We start from the raw sequence: 17,901 nt of genomic DNA on the forward strand, positions 1-17,901 counted from the left end.
GGTGGCTCCCCCGTTCGGCCCCCTGTTTGACCCTGACACGGTGACAAGGTCTTCACTGCCTCCCCAGGAGGTGGTCCCGATGGCCATGACGAGACAGGACACGGATGCGATACGAGTGCTCCGGGCACTGGAGGACGGTCGCTCGTCCGTGCGGTTGCAGGCCGCTCTGGCGGTCGGTTCGGCGCCCGATCCGTGCTTCGTCCGCCCGCTGGTCGAGCGCTGCGCGATCGAGTCCGACTTCTTCGTCCGTGACATGCTGACCTGGGCGCTGACTCGTCACCCGGTGTCCCTGACGCTCCCCGAGCTGCTCCGCGAGGTCCGCTCGGAGCATGCCCAGGCACGCAGCCAGGCGTTGCACACGCTGTCCAAGATCGGGGACCGTCAGGTGTGGCCGGCGATCACGCGGGCGTTGTTGTCGGACGCCGACGACGAGGTGGCGAGGAGCGCCTGGCGGGCGGCCGTCGTCCTCGTGCCGGACGGCGAGGAACCCGGCCTGGCCACGGTGCTGGCGGCGCAGCTCGGGCGCGGCGGGCCGGAGACGCAGCTGAGTCTCAGTCAGGCGCTGGTCGCCCTGGGCGACGTGATCGCGCCGGCTCTGCGGGACGCGACGGCGAGCTCCGACCCGCGTGTGCGGGCGCACGCCCTCGCCACGCAACGGCTGCTGCGTGACCCGGACACCGGCTTCGCGGCGGCGATCGAGGAGGCCAAGCGGATCGTGGCTCTCACCGGGGCGCCCCAGGGCGGATGATGTCACCTGTGTTGATCGGTGAGGTGTCGCGACGGTCCGGGGTCAGCGCCCGGATGCTCCGGCACTACGAATCGCTGGGTCTGGTGCGGCCGTCGGGCCGTACGGGCTCCGGTTACCGGGAGTACTCCGGCGACGACATCCGGCGGATCTTCCACATCGAGAGTCTGCGGTCGCTGGGCATGTCACTGCGCGAGATCGGGCGGGCGCTCGACGATCCCGGGTTCACGCCTTCGGCGCTCGTCGCGGACCTCATCCGGCAGGCGCGCGACCGCATCGCGGCCGAGACCGAGCTGCTCACGCGACTCCGCCGCATCGACGCCGCGGAGCCCGCGGGCTGGGAGGACGTCCTCCAGACCGTGGCGCTCCTCCAGGCGCTCGGGGCGCAGAGCGCGGGGGCGCGCCAGCGCGCGGCACTGTCCTGCGCCGACGAGGTCCCGGCGCCGGTGGAGGCCCTGGTCGAGGCGGTGCTCAGTGAGACGGAGCCCAACGTCGCCGGCGCCCTTCGCTGGGCGCTGGCGCGATCCGGCGAGGCCGCCGGCCCGGCACTGCTCGCGAGGGGCCTCGGCTCACCGGTGAGCGCGGTACGGGAACGCGCGGTACGGTCGCTCGCCGAGATCCCCGGTGCCGAGGCGACCGCGCGGCTGCGCGACGCGCTGGCGGACCCCGACGTGACGGTCCGCGGACAAGCGGCTCTGGCGCTCGGGTCACGCGGCGTGATCGACGCGGTCCCCACGCTCATCGACATGATCGTGGCGGGGCGCAACGACACGGACGCGGCCGACGCGCTGGGCATGCTGGCGATCGACGCGGCGACAACGGACCGGATCGCGGCCGGCCTGGTGGACCGCCTCGCCCACGGAACCACCGACGCGCCCGCGCGCGGCCGGCTGACCCAGGCGCTGGCGGACATCCCCGGGAGCACGGCGACGGGTGCCTTGGTGGAGCTGTCGCGGGACGAGGACCGTGCCGTGGCGCTGACCGCGGCGTACCTGCTGCGGCTTCGCGACGTGCGATGAGCGGGCGGCTCCCCTCACGGCGACGACGGTCGTGCCGGCGTCTTCGTCCGGTTGAGGTCGCCGATCGTGTTCCACAGCCGCTGCGCCCGCTCCTGGTGCTGGTGCGCGAGGTGGTGTGCGCCCGCGGCGGCGTCGAGGTCGCCGATCAGCTGCCAGCAGGTGGCCTCGTCCTGGCGGTCGCCGTGCCGGTGGAACAGGGCCGCCGCGCGCTCCAGTGCCGGGCTCGCCCGGTCCCGGTCGTGTCGCCCCGCGTACACACGGCCGACTTCCAGCAGCGTGTACGCGGCACACCGCTCGTCGGCCAGTTCCTCGAAGGTGGCCAGCGCCTGCCCCAGGCAGCGCAGCGCCTCGTCGGGATCATCACGCCGGTCGTGCAGTCGGCTGTACCGCCGCAGCACCACGGCCACGCGGTGGTCGTCGCCCAGCGCCCGAGCCTGGCTCAGGGCCCCGTCGAACCATGACTGCGCCTCGTCGAGTTTGCCCTGCATGAGCTTCATGACGCCCATGGAGCAGGACAGTTGCGCTTCGACGACCCGGTCGCCCGCACCGATCGCGATGGCCAGCGCGTGCTCGACGCGTTCGAGGGCTTCGTCGTCCCGGCCCTGCACCCGGCTGACCGTGGCGAGCATGGCGACCGACAGCGCCTCGCCGCGTTTGTCCCCACCGTCCTGGCACAGCCCGAGGGACGACTCCAGGGCCCGGGTGGCCCGATCGAACTCGTCCTGGTAGATGGACAACTGGCCGAGACCGCGCAGCAGCACCGACGCGCCGTGCCCGTTGCCCGCGGCCTCGACCGCTTCGAGCGCGAGCCGGTGCCCGTGCTGCCAGTCCTGGTACAGACACCGGTGGTCGTAGTAGGTCGCCGCGCCGGCCGCCAGCTCCCAGGCCAGCTCGTCCTGGCCCCAGTCCACGGCCAGTCTCACCGCGCCGAGGAGGTTGTCGCGTTCCGCGTCGAACCAGCCGAGCGGGTCGGCCGTGAACCGGCCGGCGACCGCGTCGGGCAGCGACCGGCGCGGTGCCCTACCGGGCGCGGCCGCCAGCAGGCCGGCCGGCGGCAGCCGGTCGGTGACGCGCCCGACCAACCCGAGCCAGACGGACAGCACCCGGATGACGGCGTCCCGCTTGTCCTCCGCGGGCAGCGAGGCGGCGATCTCGACGGCACAGGTCCTGATCAGGTCGTGCAGCCGGTAGCGCGGCTCACCGAGGGCATCGGTGGCGGTCAGCCGCACCAGGCTGGCGTCGACGAGCGTGTCCAGCACCTCGTCGCCGTCCGGGCGGTCCAACAGCGGGCCGACCACCCAGCCGGGCAGGGTGTAGGGGCCGAGGAGACCGAGGAGGCTCAGCGCGCGCACCGCGTCGGCCGGCAGCAGCCGTAGGCTCAGCTCGACGCTGGCGCGTACGCTGAGGTCCCCGATCCTCAGTTCGGCCAGCCGGCGTGACTCGTCCTCGATGCGTTCCCGCAGGACCCGCAGCGACCAGGCGGGGCGGCCGGTGAGCTTGCCGCTGGCGATCCGGATGGCCAGCGGCAGGTTGCCGCAGCAGTCGAGGATCGCGTCGGCCTCCTCCGGTTCCCGCTCGACCCGCCGCCGGCCGACGATTCCGGTGAACAACTCCCGTGCCTCCGCCCGGCTCAGCACGTCCAGGTCGATGTGGCGGGCACCGGGAAGCTGGGTCAGCAGGGTGCGGCTGGTGATCAGCACGGCGCAGCCCTCGGCGCCGGGCAGCAACGGCAGCACCTGATCGGCGTGCCCGGCGTCGTCCAGCACCACCAGCATGCGGCGGTCCACCAGCAGCGACCGGTAGAGCGCGGCTCGCTCGGCGAGTCCGTTCGGGATCGCGCTGCCGGTGACCGAGAGCGCGCGCAGTGCTTCGGCCAGCATCAGGCCCGGGTCCCGCGGCTGGTCCGATGTGGCCGCGAGGTCGAGGTAGAGCTGGCCGTCCGGGAAGCCGGCGCCGGCCAGCCGCGCGGCATGCGTCACCAGGCAGGACTTGCCGACACCGGGACCGCCCACGACGACGACCACCGGGGCGCGGTTCGGCGCCGGTCCGCCGAGCAGCCCGGCGATCTCCGCCAGCGCTTCCGTACGGCCCACGAAGTCTGGTACGTCGTGGGGCAGTTGCCGCACCGGCAGCGCCATCGTCGGCTCGGTGACCGTCGGGGCGGGACTGTGCGGTGCGGTGGGCGACGGGGCCTTCGCCGGGCTCGTGGCCGTCAGGTCGGGATCGGCGGTCAGGATGCGCTGGTGCAGCTCCCGCAGCGGGGCGGCCGGGTCGACGCCGAGCTCGTCGGCCAGGGTACGGCGCAGCCGCTCGTACACCTGCAGTGCCTCGCCCTGTCGTCGGCAGCGGTAGAGGGCGACCATCAGGTGTTCGGCGGCCTGCTCGTCGTAGGGGTGCTCCCGCAGCAGAGCGGCCAGTTCGTCGATGACCTCCCGGTGACGCCCCAGGTCGAGTTCGATGGCCAGGCACTGGCGTTGCGTGGCGGCGCGTCTCTCGTTCAGCCGTGCCGCGTCGATCTCCAGGGCTTGGCTCGGCGTGTCGACCAGGGCGTTCCCGCGCCAGCAGGCGAGCGCCCGCCGCAGCGCGGCTGCCTTCTCGACCGGGGCCGTGTGCTGTTCGCAGACGTGACGTTCGTGCTCGAACTCCAGCAGGTCCAGCTGGTCCTGGTCCAGGTGGATCTCGTAGCCGCCGCGCCGGGTGCTGATCAGGGTGGCGGGCGCGCCGCAGGCCCCGAGGTTGCGGCGCAGTCCGGAGACGGCGTCCTGGACCTGACGGACGGCGGTGGCGGGCGCGTTCCTGTCCCACATCACGGCGACGAGCCGTTCCATGGGCACGGTGTCGTTGGCGTCGATCAGGAGTGCTGCCAGCATCTTGGCCTGACGCGGCCCGTTCAGCGGGACCGCGCGTCCGGCGATCTGGGCGTGCAACGGCCCCAGTAAGCCGAATTTCATGCTCCCCCTGCTACGTGACGATGAGCGCCGCTCCCCCTGGCTGACCTCGCACTAGGACGAATCTAGGACGGCCGACGCATCGGTGTCCATAGCGTCTGTGCCGCACGGCTCGATACGCGCAAGACGACAGAAGGGGCACTCATCCACCATGCTTCGCAACTGGAAGACCTTCGGCGCACTGGCGGTCGCAGGTTGCTGCGCCACGATCGGCCTCGCCGCGGGCAGCGCTGAGGCGCAGACGACGATCAAGACGGGCAACGTGACGCAGACGGGCCCGTACAACGACTCCGGCAGGACCGGCAACTACCAGTTCGTGGCGAACAACTGGGACAGCCGTTACCAGCGCTACCAGCAGTCGCTCGTCTGGGTGTCCGGCGCGGACGGCGGCAAGGACATGGCGCACTGCCTGCGGGGCAACGGCGGAGCGAACTGGTACGAGTCCTCGATCGTCGCGCGCAACGGCACGAACTCCTCGCACTACGACTGCACCAACAACGGCACCTACAACCAGGGGTTCGACCAGGTCGGCGTCGACCTGAGCAACTGGTGACGGGTGATGGGTGACTGAGCGGACGACAAGGACCCCGGTGCGTCCCGTTCGGGGCGCACCGGGGCCGGCCGGTGGGAGGAGGAGGCCCGGACGATGCTGAGCAGACACAAGCACCTTGCGGTCGCGCTGGCCGTGTTGATCGCCGCCGTGGTCGCGGCGGGATTCGTGTACTTCCCGTCCGACGACGGCCCGACGGCCCGGGCGGCGGCCAACACCCGCCGTTTCGTGCTGATCCTGGCCGGCGCTTCCGGGCAGTCGGAGTCGGCGGCGTTCGATCTGGAGGTCGCCGCCCGCACGGAGGCCCTGACCTCCACCTGCATGAGGTCGCACGGCTCCCGGTACCTGCCGAGGAACCCGCGCAGCGTGGTGGACGTCGAAGACGCGTCGGACTTCTCGAGTCTCGGGTACGCGCGCGAGCACGGGTTCGGAATCTCGGTGTTCCCGCACTTCGCTCCCGATTCCACGGCGGCCAGGAGCTACCAGAGGAACCTTTCCGCTGCTTCCCGCAGGGCCTATGACGCGGCCCTTCCGGGGTGCGTCGACAGCTCCCAGCGCACGGCCGAGAAGGAGTACGGCATCCCGGAGGCCAACGCCGAGTGGGCTCGGGTGGACGGTGAGGTGCAACGCGACGGACGCTACCGGTCGGCACTTGAGGCGTGGAGGTCCTGTGCGGCGGCGGCCGGCCATCCGGCGCGTTCCCGTCTCGCGCTCATCACGGCCCTGCGCAAGCGGTACACGTCCGTGATGGCCGGCATTCAGGGCGGCGGCCGGGAGCTGCCCCAGGACCGGTTGGCGGCGCTGGCCGCCCGGAATCCGGTGTGGCGGAAGTTCCATCAGTCGGAACTCGCCGCCGCGGTGGCGACGTTCCCCTGCTCACGCGCCACTGACCGGATCTATGTGTCGGTGTTCCTCCAGTACCTGGACCGGAACGGTTGAGGGCCGGCATCAGGGCTCGACGAGGCCGGCACGGATCGCGTAGCGGGTGAGTTGCAGCCGGTCGCGCAGGCCGAGCTTGCGCAGCACGTTCTCCCGGTGCCGGTGGACGGTCTTGATGCTGATGAAGAGCATCTCCGCGATCTCCTTGGAGGTGTGGCCCTCGGCGACGAGTTTGAGGACCTCCTCCTCGCGCGCGGTCAGCACCTGCTCGGGCGGCTCCTCGCCGTTGCGGACCCGGTCCAGGTAGGTGCGGACGAGCGCCGTGACCGCGCCCGGGTACAGGAAGGGCTCGTCGCGCATGGCGGCCCGGCACGCGGCCACCAGATCGAGATCCGCGACGGACTTGAGCACGTAACCGCCGGCGCCGGCCTTGAGCGCCTGGAAGAAGTACTGCTCGTTGTCGTGCATCGTCAGCATCAGCACGCGCAGGCCGGGCTTGAGCGCGAGGAGTTCCCGGGTGGCCTGCAGACCGGTCATCCGGGGCATGGCGATGTCCAGCACGGCCAGGTCGACCTCATGGGTACGGGCCAGTTCGACGGCCTCCGCGCCGTCCCCGGCCTCGGCGACGACCTCGAGGTCCGGCTCCCGGTCCAGAATGAGCCGCACCCCTCGGCGTACGAGAGCGTGGTCGTCGGCGAGGAGGATGCGGATCACGGGAGTGCGGGGCGCGGTCATGGCTGCTTCCTGAGGTGGGGCACGGTCAGTCGGACCGTCGTACCGGCCTGCGGCCGGCTGGTGACATCCAGCGTGGCCCCGATCAGCAGGGCCCGCTCGCGCATGCCGCGGATCCCTGCCCCTTCGCGGGTGACGCCCATTCCTCGGCCGTCGTCGGTGACGGCCAGCACCACCGCTTCTCCGGTGTGCCGCAGGCCGACTTCGACCCGGTCGGCTTCGGCGTGGCGGGCGGCGTTGGTCAGGGCCTCCTGGGCGACGCGGTAGAGCACGAGTTCCGTCTGCTGGTCGAACAGGGGCAGGCCGGTGTCGAAGCGGCGCACGATGCGCAGTCCGGTGTGCGTCGCGAACTCGCTGGTCAGCGAGGTCAGGGCGCTGACCAGACCGAGGTCCTCCAGCGCGCCCGGCCGTAGTCGACGTACCAGACGGCGCACCTCGTCCAGGCTTCCCCTGGTGATCTCCTGGGCCTGCCGGAGTTCACCCCGCAGCGGCTCGTCCGCCTCGCCCGCGGCCCGCCCGAGCGCCAGCAGGATCGCGGTCATGCTCTGGCCGACCTCGTCGTGCAGTTCCTGGGCGATGCGGCGCCGCTCGGCTTCCTGGGCCAGCAGGGCGCGGGCACTGCTGGTGGCCCGTTCGTGCTCGAGACGCTCGAGCATGGCGTTGAAGGTGCGGATCAGCTCGGCCATCTCGCCGCGGCCCCCTTCCGGCAGCCGCTGACCGGGGCGCAGCAGGTCCACGGTGCCCATCAGCCGGGTGAGCCGGTCGAGCGGGGTCAGGCCGATCCGCAGCAGGGCCGCGTTGGCGACCAGCATGACGACGAGACCGCCCACGAGGACGACCGCCTCGGTCAGCACCACCGGTACGGAGACGGTCACCGGCGCCCACAGCAGCAGCGCTGTGGCGCTTCCCAGTACCAGCGCGTTGAGCGCGAAGATCCGCCAGAACAGGGACACCGGGATGACGCCTCTCCTCGGGTGACACGGTTTCGTCTCCACTGTCGGTCACCGCACACCCCGAGCGTGAACCGCGGCGCCTCATTCTTGACCGGCCCGGTGTCCAGACTGCCCGCTGCCTGCCCGGCCGTCGATGGGCTCCGATGCCCATTTCCGGGGGCGGCCCGCAGATGGGTATCGCGCCCGATGGTTTTCACGGGGCGCCGCGGCCACGGTGGGGGCATGACACCTGATGCACCCCGGGCCGGTACCCGCCGGGAACGGCTGACGCCCGACGTCGCCCTGGAGCGCCTCGCACACGAACGCGCCTCCCGCCTCACCCAGCTGCAGGCCCTCCACGAAGCCGGGCCCGGTCCGGCGGAACCGGTGCTGTCCACGCAGCGGGACACTCTCCGGCGAGTCCTCACCGAGGTCGAGGCCGCTTGCGCCCGCGTCCAGGACGGTACCTACGGCGTCTGCCTGAAGTGCGCCAGGCCCATCCCCGTCGAACGGCTGGAGATCCTGCCCCACACCCCGTTCTGTGTCCCCTGCCAGCGCGGCAGCGCCTGATCCGCCCCGCGTCCGCCCTCTCCCCCGCTCCCCGCCGTGTTCAGGAGGTGGCCTGGTGGACCGCCAGATCATCGACGTCCGCACCACGACCCTGTCGGTCGAGGACCTCGCCGCACTGCGTGCGAACCTGCGCGAGCAGCGCCTGTTCCGCCAGGAGCAGCTGCAGCAGCTGTCGTCCGCCGCCCCGACCCGCGCCGACGCGTTCCTCGACCGGCGGGCCGCCGCCCAGACCGAGGTCCGCGTCAAACTCGCCGCCTCCGCCCGCATGGTCCTGGCCGATGTCGAAGCCGCCCTCACGCGCATGGACCAGGGTTGCTACGGGAACTGCGACCTGTGCCGGAAGCCCATCACCCGTGAGCGCCTGATGATCGTGCCGCAGGCCCGCTACTGCACCCGCTGCCAGCAGGTCAGGGAGGCCGGCCGATGACCACCACGTCCGGCTCCCGTCCCGCGGGCGCCGGCCACCGTTCGTGGCCCTGGTGCCGGCAGTGCACCGGCATCGCCCTCGATCTGGGCAGCGCCCGCACCCGGGCCTGGACGTCCGGACGGCGCTCGATCCTCGACGTGCCCACGGCCACCGCCCCGGGTGGCCGCGCCACCCACCCCGTCCAGCGCGGCACCATCGTGGACACCCCCGCCACCGCCCGGATGCTCGACCGGCTGCTCGGCCACCGCCTGCCCCGTCACGGCCGCCCGCTGATCATCCTGACCACGCCCGTGCTGGGCGGCATCGCCTACCGTTCCGAAGCCCGCACCGCGGTCGAGATCCTGCGCCCGCGCACCGTGCTGACCGTCCCCGCCGCGCGCGCCGTGGCTCTGGGCGCGGACGCCGACCTGAGCCGTCCCCTGCTCGTCGTGGACATCGGTGCCCATCTGACCGAGGTCACGCTCCTCACCGACGGCGCGGTGACCGACGCCCGCCACACCGCACTGGGCACCGGCGACCTGGGCGGGCACACCCGGCCCGCCCGGATCACCGAAGCGGTCGTCGCCATGGTGAGCGCCATGCTCGACCTCGACCGGACCTCCATGGCCCGTCAGGCCCTCGGGCGGGGCGCCCTTCTCGCCGGCGGGGGCGCACTGCGGGCCGACATCACCGGCCCCCTCGCCGAGCGGCTCCACGCTCCCGTGCGGACCGTCCCCAGCCCGCACACCGCCGCGGTCCGCGGCGCCGCGAAACTCCTCCAGGCCGCCCACACCCACCCCTCCACCACCGCGGGGTGACGCTCCCCAGCGGCGCTGCCGAGGCGCAGACCCTCACCACCGGCGCCGAGGCCAATCCGCGGAAACCGGCCGAACCGCGCGGCCCCGGGCCCGGGTCAGGGCTGCGGCGCAGCGCCCATCTCCTCGGTGAAGGTCACCGGGTCGCTGTCGAACCCCCGGATCATGCGGTGGAACTCCCACGCTCCCGAAGCGTCCCTGACGAACTCCGCGACGGTGCCGGCCGTGGACCCGGCGAGCTGCGCGAAGTCGTCCTTCAGCAGTTCCACGTACCCGTGCACGACCAGGACTCCGGTGTTCGTCAGGTCACCGAAGGTCTTGGGGCCGCTGTCCTGGTGAATCACGACTCCCACGACGACCCGTGCGAACGAGGGCGCGAGACGGTCGAGTTCGAGGGTCATCGCCTCGACGTAGCCGAGGCCCAGGCCGGTTCGGCTGTGCCGGCTCATGTTGATGGTCCCGTCCGGGGAGCGGCTGTCGTAGTGGACGACGTACACGGGACGCCCGTGGGGCGCGTCCGCCGAGTACGTCGTGGCGACGATGTCGAGGTGGTGAGGGGGCTGACCCAAGGGACTCGGGTCCCACTTGAGCCGCACCTCGACCTTCTTGATCCCATCGCTGCTGCCGCCGCTCACCGAAAGCTCCCTCTCCCGCCGACGCGTACCGTCACGGGATGGTCCCCGCAGGTCAAGTATGGCTCGACAAGATCGTGTTGAAGCCTGCGCCCGACGCGTACCGGCTGTCCGGCCGCGACCGCGTGTCAACGCGACACCGCTTTGCCGCCCTGCGGGCGCCATTCGAAGAGCAGGATCGTCGCGTCGTCCCGGAACTGGTTGCGCTGGTAGTCGAGGATGGCGTGGATGAGCAGCCGCAGCACCTCGGCCGGACGCTGACCGGCGGCGTTGGAGCGGATGATGAAGTCGGTGAACCGGTCGAGGCCGAACTCGGCGCCGTCGGCGTCCCGTGCCTCCACGACACCGTCGGTGTAGAGCAGGACGCAGTCGCCCGGTTCCAGTTTCGTCTCGTGGACCCGCCGGGCCGCCGGGGCGAGTGGGCCGGCGAGGCCGATCGGCGGCTGCGGGGAGCTGTCCAGCGCTCCGCTGAGCACGCGCTCGTCACGGATCAGCAGCGGTGGGGGGTGGCCGCAGTTCACCCAGTGCAGCAACCCCGTCTTCGTGTCGAGCCGGCACAGCACACCCGTGCAGAAATGGTCGGGCAGCCACTGGGCGACCGCCTGGTCGACGGAGCCGACGACGTCGGCCAGGCCTCCTCCGCCGCGGCGCGTGTTGCGGGCCGCGGCCATGGCGACCGACGTGGTGAGGCCGGCGGTCAGATCGTGGCCCATGCCGTCGAGGATCATCGTGTGCAGCACGTGCTTGACCACCGAGTGGTCGAAGGCGTCGCCCGCGATGTCGTACGCCGGTTCGAGGACCGCGGTCGAGACGCACCTCGTGGTCCCGATGGTGCGCGGCGGCAGGAAGGCCCGCAGCATCTCGGTGGGCAACCGCATGGGTGCGGTACGGGTGCGGGCGGCGAGCCAGTCGCTGTAGGCACGCTTGGAGGTGATCAGCATGGCCAGCAGGTGGGCCAGCATCCGGCCGCGACGCATCAGCAGTCCGTCCAGCGAGGCGGTGCGCACTCCCAGCACGCCCAGCCGCTCCGCGCCGTCGACCAGGGGTATCCAGACGACCAGGCCGTCACCCGCGTCGGCCACCCGTGTGGAGATCGTCCGGTACGCCCAGCCGGCGGTGGAGCCCTCCACCGGGAGCGACACCAGGGCCTCGTCGAGTGGGATGAGGAGTCGTTGTTGCAGGTCGGCGAGGTAGATGAGTGCGCTGCCCAGGCCGAGAGCCGCCGCGCACCTGTCGGCCAGGGCGGGCAGTTCGACCGGCAGGGCCGTCTGGGCCTCGGTGATCAGCCGTTCCAGCCGGCTCTCGTCCGGGGCGGGGTCGGGATCGGCCCCGGCGTGCGATGGGTCGGGCACGGAGATCACCCCTTCCCTGCCAGTCTCACACCGACCGTCCTCTTCCACATCTGAGAAGCGGGTACGACCACCGGCGCCCGCGGCGCTGAACTGGTCCCGGAGGAACGGCGCGTCGGCGGGGCACCGCGGCCGGTCGGCGGGGGCCTGTGTAGATCCCGTGGGGCGGGGCACTTGATCACTTGCTCCACGTCCTCCGGTGCCGCGGGCAGCGGAAGGCCGTCGATCGAACCCGTTCCTCGCGGTGGCACCCCGGTGCCTTGCGAGCTGTGCCTGTGTGAAAGGAACCACCATGATCCTTCCGGCGGAGAAGGAACTGCGCGCCGTACTGGCCAAGTTCGCCCAGGCCCGTATCGAGCACGATGTCCGTCCGACCGGCCGCACCAGCAGGGCACTCGAGGACGTCACCCACACCTTGTGCGCGCTGACCGGAGCCCGCACCGTCGAACAGGCGCTGCCCGCCGCGGACGCGCTCCTGCAGCGCTACCGCGCGGACCGCGAGGCCACCAGGCGGAAGACCTCGACCCTGGCGGCATGAGACGGCCGCCGGGAAAGGCCACGAGCGTCGGGTGTCCCGTGCTACGCGGCCGGCGCCGCCAGGCGGAAGCCCACGCCGATCGCCAGGCGCGTGGGCGTGCCGACGGGCGCAGATCTGCGCGGCTCGCAGGGACCGACCGCATGGTCACCCCCGTGGACCGGGAGCGCGTGGGCCGGCGGGCCGGGGGCAACGGCGGCCTCGGGGACGAGACGGTTCCGCGGCGGTCGGGCGGGCCCGCCGCGGAGTGCCGCCGATTCCTTACCCTGGCGGCATGCGCATGCGCCCCACCCTGAGCTGGACCCCCGCCGCGGACCTGCCGCCGGGCACCACCGATCTGCGGCCCGTCGTGGACGCGCTGAGCGCCGGCGGGGTGCTGGTGCTGAGCGGGGCGGGCATCTCCACGGAGTCGGGGATCCCCGACTACCGGGGCGAGGGCGGGAGCCTGAGCCGGCACACCCCGATGACCTACCAGGACTTCACCGGGAGCGCCCAGGCGCGCCGCCGGTACTGGGCGCGCAGCCACCTGGGGTGGCGCACCTTCGGGCGGGCCCGCCCGAACGCGGGGCACCTGGCGGTGGCCGCCTTCGCCCGGGACGCCCGTCTCTCGGGCGTGATCACCCAGAACGTCGACGGTCTGCACCAGGCCGCCGGCAGCGAGGACGTCGTGGAGCTGCACGGCAGCCTGGACCGGGTCGTCTGCCTCTCCTGCCGTACCTTCAGCCCGCGCCGCGAGCTCGCCCGGCGGCTGGAGACCGAGAACCCGGGCTTCGACCCGGTGGCCGCGGGGGTCAACCCGGACGGTGACGCCGACCTCACCGACGCTCAGGTCGGGGACTTCCGCGTCGTGCCGTGCGCCGACTGCGGAGGCGTCCTCAAACCGGACGTGGTGTTCTTCGGGGAGGCGGTGCCGGCGCAGCGCGTCGAGCGCTGCCGGCGCCTGGTCCGTGAGGCGACCTCACTGCTGGTCCTCGGCTCGTCGCTGACGGTGATGTCGGGGCTGCGGTTCGTCCGGCAGGCGGCGCAGGAGGGCAAGCCGGTGCTGATCGTCAACCGGGACCCCACCCGGGGCGACCCGCACGCCCTCACCCGGGTCGCCCTTCCGCTGGGATCGGCCCTGACCACCGCGGCCGACCGGCTCGGCATCCCGGTCGGCGGGCGGGCCGACTGAGCCCTCGTCCGGCGGGTATCCGCAGCCGTGAGGGAAGGGAGAGCTGGCACATGGCAGCGGACGCGAACTCCGCCAGGATCACGGGGAAGGTCCAGGGCCGGGACATCGTCCTGTCCGGGCGCCCGTCGAAGGACGAGATCCGGGACACGGTCTGGTGGTGGCAGGGCGACGGCCACGAGTACGACGACTCGTGCACCGATGTGATCGCCACTCTCGGCGGCTACTACCAGGTCCCCCGGGACTCCCGGGCCCCCGAGGCCGTCGACCTGGTGAATCTGGTGCACACCGAGCTGAGCCCGTCGGACTGACGCACTCCGTTACGGCCACGGGGTGCAGGGCACTCGTCGGCCATGGAACACGGACACGGCACGCACGGCTCGCGCGGGTCCGGCCGGGGAACGGCCGCGACCATCGGCATCGGTGTCGCGGCAGGCTTGACGGCCACGGCCGGTCTCCTGTTCGGCCGCAAGGCGGCCACCGTCAGCAAGGTCGGCAAGGGGCACCCGCTCAAGCACCGGGCGCTCGACCTGGCGGCCGGCGCCGTACAGCGGAAGTATCCGCTGGAAGCGATGAGCACGTATCTCAACGGCTTCCACATGTACGCCGACGACATGGGCCGTCAGGTGGAGGCCACGCACTTCTGCATCCATCTCCGGCACGACCTGCACCAGTGCGTGATCTTCGATCGCAACGCGCCCGACGCCCGGCTGATCGGCATCGAGTACATCATCAGCGAGGAGCGCTTCCGCGGCTTGCCGGAGGACGAGAAACGGTTGTGGCACAGCCACCACTACGAGGTGAAGTCCGGCATCCTCACCGCCCCCGGCATCCCCGACATGGCCGAACACGCCTATTTCGAGGACCTGGTGACCACGTACGGGAAGACGTTCCACACGTGGCAGTACGACCGCGACGACTTCCCCTACGGCATTCCGCAGCTGATGATGGGCTTCACCGAGGACGGACAGGCAGCGGACGAGCTGATCCAGGCCCGGGACGACGAACTCGGCGTCTCGACGGCTCGCAAGCGGCAGAAGCGGGCGGACATTCCCACGCCGGAAGTGGCGCCGGGCGCCAACGTCTGGGAAAGCGGCCGGACGGTGCAGACGCGCGTCGAGGAACGGGATTTCAAGCGCTGAGATTCGCTTCACCCCCGGCCCGAGGGCCGGAGAACTGCGGCTGAACCCCGGTAGCGACTGAGGGCCCGGCGCAGTTCGCTCCGTTCGGCTGGGGGGAGGTCGCCGCCTTGGGCGAAGGCGAGGATGTGCTGGGCGACGGTGGCGAGTTTGGTGTTGGTGCGCTGGGAGACGTCCTGCAGGACCCGCCAGGCCTCCTCCGGGGGGAGCCGGCCCAGGACCACGACGACGCCGATGGCCTGGTCGATGGTGGCGTGCGAGGTGACGGCCCGCTGGAGCTGTCCGCACTCGGCTTCCAGCCGCTCGTTCTCGACCGCGAGGTCGGTGGCGGACAGGAGCGTGAGCGGGCGCGTCCGGGAGAGCGTGAAGAAGGCTGCCATCAGTCGCCAATGCGTGTGGGGGGAGCGTCGTACGGGTGCTGCGGGCTCTCCTTCGTCTTCCCGGAGGTCCGTTCCGTATGCCCCTGAACGCTCCCTGTGCTCCCTGTGCTCCCTGAAGGACCGACTGCGTCAGCGGGCGTGCGCGAGATCGGCGAAGGCGTGGTCCAGCATGTCGACGAAGAAGTCGGCCGCGGCGATGTCGATGCAGAGCGGCGGCTTGATCTTGAGGATGTTGAGATGGTCTCCCGTGGGCTGGACGACCACCCCGAGGTCGAGCATGCGGTCGCACAGTTCGGCGGTCTCCTCCGTGGCGGGCTCCAGGGCGACGCGGTCCCGGACGAGTTCGAGGCCGAGGTAGAGACCCGAGCCGTGCACGGCGCCGATGACGTCGTAGCGGTCGGCCAGTGCTTCCAGGCGGCGCTTCAGATGACCGCCCACGCGCACGGCGTTCCCCTGGAGGTCCTCGTCCCGCATGACGTCGAGGACGGTGAGGCCCACGACACTGGAGACCGGGCTGCCCCCGGTCGACGAGAAGAAGTAGCCCTGGTCCCGGTACCGGTCCGCGACCTCCTTCGACGTGACGACGGCGCCGAGGGGATGGCCGTTGCCCATCGCCTTGGCCACGCAGACGACGTCGGGGACGACCCGCTGCTGCTCGAAGCCCCAGAACCAGTGGCCCAGGCGGCCGTACCCGACCTGGACCTCGTCCGCGACGGCCAGGCCACCGTGACGGCGGACCGCCGCGTACACCTGGGCGAGATAGCCGTCGGGCAGGGCCACTCCCCCGGCGTTGCCGTAGAAGGTCTCCCCGACGAACGCTCCTGCCGGGCGGCCGGAGGCGGCCAGTGCGTCGATCACCGCGACGGCCTCGGGCCCGTACCGCACGGCGTCCGCCCCCCGGTGCCGACCGCGGTAGGAATTGGGCGAGTCCACGGTGTGCACCCAACTCGGGCGGGTGGTGAGGGCGTTCGGGTTGTCCTGGAGCGAGGTGGAGACCGCGTCGGATGCGTAGGTCCAGCCGTGGTACGCCTCGCGCAACGCGACGACGTCGTGCTGCCCCGAGGCGCCGATGGCCAGCCGCAGACCCAGATCCACCGCCTCGGAGCCGGAGTTGACCAGGAACACCGTGTCCAGTGGTGCCGGCAGCAGGGCGGCGAGGCGTTCGGTGAACTCCACCACCGAGGCGTAGTGGAAGCGCGAGTTGGTGTTGAGGCGCCGCAGTTGCCGGGAGACCGCGCGCTCGACGCGGGGGTGGGCGTGGCCCAGCGGGGTGACGTTGTTGACGATGTCGAGGTACGAACGGCCCTCGGTGGACAGCAGATGATGCCGCCAGCCCCGCTCGATGCGGGGCGGGTCGGCGTAGTAGTGCCCCTGTACGGTCGCGAACACGGCGTCGCGCCGGTCGAGCAGGTCCCCGTCCTGCGGACGGCTGGTGGCCGGGAGCCCGAGGAGCGGGGCGGGATCGGTGGTCAGCGGGAGCCACCCGGCTGCGTACTCGGGGCGGACCAGGTCGGGGACGGTGGGACTGCCGGCCGTGCGCAGCGCGATGTGCAGCGCGGATCCGGAGGGGAGACGGGCGACCTCCTCCCCCGCCTCGACCACCGCGCCGGGGGCGACGGCGGGCAGGACCGCGCGGGGAAGGGACAGCGTCAGCAGGTACGAGCCCTGGGTGAGCTCCACCCGGCCGGGCCCGGCGGCGAGGACCTGCCCCGCGAGGGGGGCCTGCACCACGGCGTCCCGGCCGAGCCACAGGTCGATGCCGGTGGGCACCGTGGCGCGGGAGACGGCCGAGAGGGCCGGGGTCCGGGTGAGCCGTGCCTCGGCGTACCGGGTGGTCACCGCGACCGCGCCGTCCGCGAGCGCGCGGGCCGCCAGCCGGTCCTCGACGCCGGCTTCGAGCCAGGCCCCGTGGTCCATGGAGTCGGCGCCGGTGGACAGGTCGAGGGTGGTGAGGTCCGCGGTCGCGAGACCGCGCAGCAGGCAGTGCGCGGGTGCCTCGGCCCCGGCCTGTGCGCCGCCGAGGCCGACCGCGTCCTTGACGAGGTGGGTCATCACCGGCAGGGGCGCACGCGTGGCCTGTTCGAATATGCGCCATTCGCGCTCGATCGCCGCCTCGGCGTACGCGTTGTCCTCGTCGACAGCGGTCTGGTGGCGTCCGCTGACGACCAGGACGGCGGCGCGCAGGACGACCAGCGGCCACAGCGCCTCCGCCTCCTGCGGGGAGAGCGGCCGGACCGCGTGGAAGGCACGGACGGCGGGCAGCACGGCATGGGGTTCCATGCCGTCGTGGTGGAGCATCGAGGAGAGGGACACGGCGAGTTCGCCGACCGCCCAGCTCGTGGTCAGGTCACCGAAGTCGATGATGCCGTCGGGCACGGGCGGGCGGCTGCCGGGGCGGCGGATCACATTGTCGTCGGTGAGGTCCAGGTGCACGGCCTGCAACGGCAGCTCGGCAGCCAGCTCCTGCACTCGGGCCCAGGCCTGGGCGGTCGCGGTGAGGACGGCGGCGCGCCGGTCGGGTTCGCCGACGTACCCGGCGAGCAGGGCGACGACCCGGTCGGCGTACCGCGGGTCCCACTGGAGAACGCGCTCCAGACCCGGGTGCCGGAAGTCGCGCAGGACGGTGCCGGCCTTCCCGGCGATCGTGCCCATGGCCGCCACCGTGCCCGGGGACAGGTACCGGCGTCCCGACAGCGGACCACCGGGCAGGTAACGCAGCAGCCGGGCGACCGCCGGGCCGTTGTCGGTGTCCACCACCGCACACCGCGGGGAGCCGTCCTGGCGGCGCAGCACGGTCGCGACGCGCAGTTCCGGATGGGCCGCGGCGATCAGGTCGGCCGCCATGTCCTGGGCCTCGATCTCCACGGCGCCGAAGGCCGGGTTGGCGATCTTCAGGATCGCCAGGGTCGCCCCGTCCTCCGCACGCAGCAGGAAGTTGGCGTCCTGCTGGCTGCCCAGTTCCTCCGCGGCCGCGGTGATGCCGAGGTACCGGGCGGCGATGTGCTCCGCCTCGGCGGGCGTCGTCCGGGGTGCGGGCAGGGCGCCTTCGGTGAAGAAGTCGGTCGTGCGGTGGTCGGCGTGCGGCATGCGGGGTCCTCGGCT

The 17,901-nt window shown here is 72.2% G+C and carries 18 protein-coding genes; 11 read left to right on the forward strand and 7 right to left on the reverse strand.

Annotated elements, in window-relative coordinates; translation table 11 throughout:
• The first annotated feature begins 79 nt into the window (after positions 1–79).
• Positions 80–748, forward strand: a complete 669-nt coding sequence (locus AB0G52_RS27605) for a HEAT repeat domain-containing protein (RefSeq protein ID WP_132891030.1) — start codon at positions 80–82, stop codon at positions 746–748.
• An 8-nt stretch (positions 749–756) separates the two neighbouring features.
• Positions 757–1,764 carry a MerR family transcriptional regulator gene (locus AB0G52_RS27610; RefSeq protein ID WP_132891031.1) on the forward strand — a complete coding sequence of 336 codons (1,008 nt, stop codon included), beginning with the start codon at positions 757–759 and terminating at the stop codon, positions 1,762–1,764.
• A 14-nt stretch (positions 1,765–1,778) separates the two neighbouring features.
• Here AB0G52_RS27610 and AB0G52_RS27615 read toward each other — a convergent pair whose 3' ends face one another.
• Positions 1,779–4,715, reverse strand: a complete 2,937-nt coding sequence (locus AB0G52_RS27615; RefSeq protein WP_361339663.1) for a BTAD domain-containing putative transcriptional regulator — start codon at positions 4,713–4,715, stop codon at positions 1,779–1,781.
• 148 nt (positions 4,716–4,863) lie between these two features.
• Here AB0G52_RS27615 and AB0G52_RS27620 point away from each other — a divergent pair, with 148 nt between their 5' ends.
• A complete protein-coding gene (locus AB0G52_RS27620; RefSeq protein WP_132891033.1) occupies positions 4,864–5,265 on the forward strand; it encodes a hypothetical protein in 402 nt (133 codons plus the stop codon).
• Between the two features lie 93 nt (positions 5,266–5,358).
• The gene (locus AB0G52_RS27625) at positions 5,359–6,201 is read left to right on the forward strand and encodes a hypothetical protein (protein WP_132891034.1); all 843 of its coding nucleotides are present in this window, start codon (positions 5,359–5,361) and stop codon (positions 6,199–6,201) included.
• A 9-nt stretch (positions 6,202–6,210) separates the two neighbouring features.
• Here AB0G52_RS27625 and AB0G52_RS27630 read toward each other — a convergent pair whose 3' ends face one another.
• Entirely contained in the window at positions 6,211–6,876 is a 666-nt protein-coding gene (locus AB0G52_RS27630; RefSeq protein WP_132891035.1) for a response regulator transcription factor, read from the reverse strand.
• Positions 6,873–7,826: a HAMP domain-containing sensor histidine kinase gene (locus AB0G52_RS27635; RefSeq protein WP_132891036.1), complete on the reverse strand. Its 954-nt coding sequence runs from the start codon at positions 7,824–7,826 to the stop codon at positions 6,873–6,875. Before AB0G52_RS27635 ends, AB0G52_RS27630 begins: the two co-directional genes overlap by 4 nt.
• A gap of 222 nt (positions 7,827–8,048) precedes the next feature.
• On the opposite strand from AB0G52_RS27635, the gene AB0G52_RS27640 reads away from it, so the two are divergent.
• Genes AB0G52_RS27640 through AB0G52_RS27650 form a run of 3 tightly spaced genes read left to right on the forward strand, consistent with a single transcriptional unit; the run spans position 8,049 to position 9,599 of the window.
• Positions 8,049–8,375 carry a TraR/DksA C4-type zinc finger protein gene (locus AB0G52_RS27640; RefSeq protein WP_361339668.1) on the forward strand — a complete coding sequence of 109 codons (327 nt, stop codon included), beginning with the start codon at positions 8,049–8,051 and terminating at the stop codon, positions 8,373–8,375.
• 52 nt (positions 8,376–8,427) lie between these two features.
• Complete coding sequence (locus tag AB0G52_RS27645; protein ID WP_361339848.1) at positions 8,428–8,802, forward strand: TraR/DksA C4-type zinc finger protein; 375 nt, start codon at positions 8,428–8,430, stop codon at positions 8,800–8,802.
• On the forward strand, positions 8,799–9,599 hold the full coding sequence (locus tag AB0G52_RS27650; RefSeq protein ID WP_361339671.1) for a rod shape-determining protein: 801 nt from the start codon (positions 8,799–8,801) through the stop codon (positions 9,597–9,599). Before AB0G52_RS27645 ends, AB0G52_RS27650 begins: the two co-directional genes overlap by 4 nt.
• A gap of 95 nt (positions 9,600–9,694) precedes the next feature.
• Here the strand turns inward: AB0G52_RS27650 and AB0G52_RS27655 are convergent, their stop codons facing one another.
• Positions 9,695–10,231: a TerD family protein gene (locus AB0G52_RS27655; RefSeq protein WP_361339674.1), complete on the reverse strand. Its 537-nt coding sequence runs from the start codon at positions 10,229–10,231 to the stop codon at positions 9,695–9,697.
• Between the two features lie 125 nt (positions 10,232–10,356).
• Positions 10,357–11,580, reverse strand: a complete 1,224-nt coding sequence (locus AB0G52_RS27660) for a PP2C family protein-serine/threonine phosphatase (RefSeq protein ID WP_361339677.1) — start codon at positions 11,578–11,580, stop codon at positions 10,357–10,359.
• A 289-nt stretch (positions 11,581–11,869) separates the two neighbouring features.
• On the opposite strand from AB0G52_RS27660, the gene AB0G52_RS27665 reads away from it, so the two are divergent.
• The 4 genes from AB0G52_RS27665 to AB0G52_RS27680 all read left to right on the forward strand — a co-directional run bounded on the left by AB0G52_RS27665 (position 11,870) and on the right by AB0G52_RS27680 (position 14,422).
• Positions 11,870–12,115 (forward strand): DUF5133 domain-containing protein, encoded by a 246-nt coding sequence (locus AB0G52_RS27665; protein WP_132891041.1) that lies wholly within the window; start codon positions 11,870–11,872, stop codon positions 12,113–12,115.
• Positions 12,116–12,386: 271 nt separating this feature from the next.
• On the forward strand, positions 12,387–13,283 hold the full coding sequence (locus tag AB0G52_RS27670; RefSeq protein WP_132891042.1) for an NAD-dependent protein deacetylase: 897 nt from the start codon (positions 12,387–12,389) through the stop codon (positions 13,281–13,283).
• 50 nt (positions 13,284–13,333) lie between these two features.
• The gene (locus AB0G52_RS27675) at positions 13,334–13,591 is read left to right on the forward strand and encodes a hypothetical protein (RefSeq protein ID WP_361339680.1); all 258 of its coding nucleotides are present in this window, start codon (positions 13,334–13,336) and stop codon (positions 13,589–13,591) included.
• Positions 13,592–13,633: 42 nt separating this feature from the next.
• Positions 13,634–14,422, forward strand: a complete 789-nt coding sequence (locus tag AB0G52_RS27680; protein ID WP_361339683.1) for an OBAP family protein — start codon at positions 13,634–13,636, stop codon at positions 14,420–14,422.
• Between the two features lie 8 nt (positions 14,423–14,430).
• Here AB0G52_RS27680 and AB0G52_RS27685 read toward each other — a convergent pair whose 3' ends face one another.
• Complete coding sequence (locus AB0G52_RS27685; protein WP_132891045.1) at positions 14,431–14,799, reverse strand: ANTAR domain-containing protein; 369 nt, start codon at positions 14,797–14,799, stop codon at positions 14,431–14,433.
• Between the two features lie 129 nt (positions 14,800–14,928).
• Entirely contained in the window at positions 14,929–17,886 is a 2,958-nt protein-coding gene (locus tag AB0G52_RS27690; protein ID WP_361339686.1) for an aminotransferase, read from the reverse strand.
• Positions 17,887–17,901 lie beyond the last annotated feature (15 nt).

The sequence above is a fragment of the Streptomyces sp. NPDC021562 genome (genome assembly GCF_040640875.1).
GTDB lineage: Bacteria > Actinomycetota > Actinomycetes > Streptomycetales > Streptomycetaceae > Streptomyces.

What these genes read in the sequence shown, in the direction of transcription:
- AB0G52_RS27605 (WP_132891030.1), top strand. Translation starts at nt 80, where the DNA reads ATGGCCATGACGAGACAGGACACGGATGCGATACGAGTGCTCCGGGCA.
- AB0G52_RS27650 (WP_361339671.1), top strand. Translation starts at nt 8,799, where the DNA reads ATGACCACCACGTCCGGCTCCCGTCCCGCGGGCGCCGGCCACCGTTCG.
- AB0G52_RS27630 (WP_132891035.1), bottom strand. Translation starts at nt 6,876, where the DNA reads ATGACCGCGCCCCGCACTCCCGTGATCCGCATCCTCCTCGCCGACGAC.
- AB0G52_RS27680 (WP_361339683.1), top strand. Translation starts at nt 13,634, where the DNA reads ATGGAACACGGACACGGCACGCACGGCTCGCGCGGGTCCGGCCGGGGA.
- AB0G52_RS27685 (WP_132891045.1), bottom strand. Translation starts at nt 14,799, where the DNA reads ATGGCAGCCTTCTTCACGCTCTCCCGGACGCGCCCGCTCACGCTCCTG.
- AB0G52_RS27665 (WP_132891041.1), top strand. Translation starts at nt 11,870, where the DNA reads ATGATCCTTCCGGCGGAGAAGGAACTGCGCGCCGTACTGGCCAAGTTC.
- AB0G52_RS27640 (WP_361339668.1), top strand. Translation starts at nt 8,049, where the DNA reads ATGACACCTGATGCACCCCGGGCCGGTACCCGCCGGGAACGGCTGACG.
- AB0G52_RS27620 (WP_132891033.1), top strand. Translation starts at nt 4,864, where the DNA reads ATGCTTCGCAACTGGAAGACCTTCGGCGCACTGGCGGTCGCAGGTTGC.
- AB0G52_RS27690 (WP_361339686.1), bottom strand. Translation starts at nt 17,886, where the DNA reads ATGCCGCACGCCGACCACCGCACGACCGACTTCTTCACCGAAGGCGCC.
- AB0G52_RS27675 (WP_361339680.1), top strand. Translation starts at nt 13,334, where the DNA reads ATGGCAGCGGACGCGAACTCCGCCAGGATCACGGGGAAGGTCCAGGGC.
- AB0G52_RS27615 (WP_361339663.1), bottom strand. Translation starts at nt 4,715, where the DNA reads ATGAAATTCGGCTTACTGGGGCCGTTGCACGCCCAGATCGCCGGACGC.
- AB0G52_RS27625 (WP_132891034.1), top strand. Translation starts at nt 5,359, where the DNA reads ATGCTGAGCAGACACAAGCACCTTGCGGTCGCGCTGGCCGTGTTGATC.
- AB0G52_RS27670 (WP_132891042.1), top strand. Translation starts at nt 12,387, where the DNA reads ATGCGCATGCGCCCCACCCTGAGCTGGACCCCCGCCGCGGACCTGCCG.